The organism is Bacillus sp. 7884-1 (assembly GCF_002272245.1).
GTDB lineage: Bacteria > Bacillota > Bacilli > Bacillales > Cytobacillaceae > Neobacillus.
This window is the reverse complement of the sequence record NZ_NPDD01000017.1, coordinates 1-2,199: the sequence shown is the minus strand read 5'-3', so window position 1 is coordinate 2,199 and position 2,199 is coordinate 1. Positions and strand designations below refer to the sequence as shown.

General features: G+C 39.1%; 3 protein-coding genes. 1 reads left to right on the top strand and 2 read right to left on the bottom strand.

The window, feature by feature from the left end; translation table 11 throughout:
- Positions 1-118: 118 nt before the first annotated feature.
- Positions 119-1,036 (bottom strand): ketopantoate reductase family protein, encoded by a 918-nt coding sequence (locus tag CHI06_RS02190; RefSeq protein ID WP_095246785.1) that lies wholly within the window; start codon positions 1,034-1,036, stop codon positions 119-121.
- A 125-nt stretch (positions 1,037-1,161) separates the two neighbouring features.
- Between CHI06_RS02190 and CHI06_RS02185 the strand changes: the two genes are divergently transcribed.
- Positions 1,162-1,977, top strand: a complete 816-nt coding sequence (locus CHI06_RS02185; RefSeq protein WP_095246784.1) for a S1C family serine protease — start codon at positions 1,162-1,164, stop codon at positions 1,975-1,977.
- Positions 1,978-2,008: 31 nt separating this feature from the next.
- Here CHI06_RS02185 and CHI06_RS30185 read toward each other — a convergent pair.
- Positions 2,009-2,199: hypothetical protein (locus tag CHI06_RS30185; protein WP_218833083.1), on the bottom strand; the 191-nt coding region annotated here is incomplete at its 5' end.

Below are 2,199 nucleotides of genomic sequence, written 5' to 3'. Positions count from 1 at the left end.
ACTCCTCGGCGCTAAAGCGCCTGCGGGGTCTCCCCTGTCCCGTCCTCCTCTAGGAGTCTCGCGCCTTCCGCACAAATCAACAGGGTGCCAAAATCAGTATTTACCCTACCACAGCCTTTCAATAGGTACTTTCAATGGATTTAATGGTGTCATATAGTTTTTTATTTACAGGGGTTGGTACTCGATGTTTTTCACCCATCTCCAATACTGCTCCTGCAAACAAACCCACTTCACTATAACGCCGCGCCTCCAAATCCTGCGCCATAGAAGGTTTCCCCTCTGGGCTTAAAGTAGCTAACACGCTTAACCAATAATTCAGGTCTCCCTTCGTTAGATTGACTCCCTCGTATTCAGATAAGGTAATTACCTCTCTCATTGCAGCGATCATGGTTTCCCTCTCTTCGCCTGCACGTTGAACTTCACCATAATTGCTTTTATAAACAGCGACGGTTTGATTGACTCCAACATTAAGCATAAATTTCCCCCATTGCCGCTTATTCATATTGGTGTCTACCTCATATGGAAAATCAACTTTATCAAAAAAGGCCGCAACACTCTTAACCTTGTCAGAAATCCCCCCCGGCTTTTGATCACCAAAGCAAAGCATTCCCATATGGTCATATGTAAGTTTATTTCCAGCTTTTACTGCGTCCATCCCTTGGGCCACACTATAAAGAATCTTATCCATACCATACACTTGACCAATGATACCTTCACTTGTAATGCCATTTAAAGCGGATAGTATGATAGTGTCCTTTCCCACATGATGTTGAACAGCCTGTATAGCATCATATAACCCTTCGTATTTCACTGTAAAAATCAGTAAATCTGCTGGTTCACAGGGCTCTTCAGGTGTTACATAGTGGAAGTCGCAAAGTTCACCATTACAATAAACATGTTCTTCTTTATATTTATCGATACGCTTACGGTCTGCAATAATTCTTACATCTTCCTTTGGCATTCTCTTGGCTAAATGGTTCCCAAATAATATCCCTAAAGCTCCTAATCCAATAATAGATACTTTTTTTATTTCCATTTGTTAAGTCCTCTCCGCTTTTTATTTAAATTTTATCATGAAGTTTTGGTTGATTAATAATGATTAGTTTTTCGTTCATGATTGATATAATAGAGATATAGAAAATTCGTAATGAGGGATAAAACGTGAATAACGAAAATAACGGCCCAAAACAAACAGAAGACGAAATCGACTGGGAGACTTTTTTTAATCCGGAAGATAGGCAGGAATGGGAAAAAGAGAAGCTTCAAAAGAAAAAGCAGAAAAAGGTTATGGTTAAAATCATTAGTTCCCTTCTTGTGCTCGCGCTTCTGATAAGTGGATTAGATGTTTGGATTAACGTATTCAATCTCCCGGCCATCAACTTTGTGAAAGTGTCAAACAGATTATCAAAAGAGCCTGATGTAAAAGAGTATAAGAAATCCGTTGTGACAATTGAATGGGATGGAACAAAAGGAACGGGTTTTACAGTCACAGCTGATGGATTAATTGTTACCAATGAACACGTTGTCGACCGCACAAATAGAGTAAATGTCCATTTCAAATCTGGAGATTCATATGTTGGCAAAGTAATCGCGAAACACCCACAGCTGGATGTTGCGATTATTGATATCGAAGCTGATAACCTGCCTTACCTCCAGCTATCTACCGAAAAAGAATGGGAAAGATGGACTGATGAGAAAATCATCTTTATCGGAAATCCGTTAGCTTTTACCCAAATAGCCAATGAAGGTGAAATCATAGGAAAAGCTCACTTAACCGACTGGGATGTTCCGGTTATGATGATTGAAGCCCCTATTTATAAAGGAAACAGTGGCAGTCCAGTACTGAATCAAAATGGTGAAGTCGTTGGTGTTATCTTTGCTACCCTGCAAAACCCTGAAATAGAAACAAAAGAAATTGTAGGTGTCGCAATTCCTTCTCACTACATTAAGGAAATAGTAGATACTTTATCTGAATAATTTCCAATGACATATACAACAATACATGAATTCAAAAACAGACCTCATGAAGTGTAGTAAAAATATGAAACAGCTTCTGAAAAACTAACAAAGTCGATATATTCCGCATGGTATGTGTTCTTACAAAACTCATCTTTAATACATCATTAATATTACTATCTACCACTATCAGTTCTTTCCCTAGTTCTTCAGCGCAAGCTTTCGCCCAAGGCGCTTTAGCGC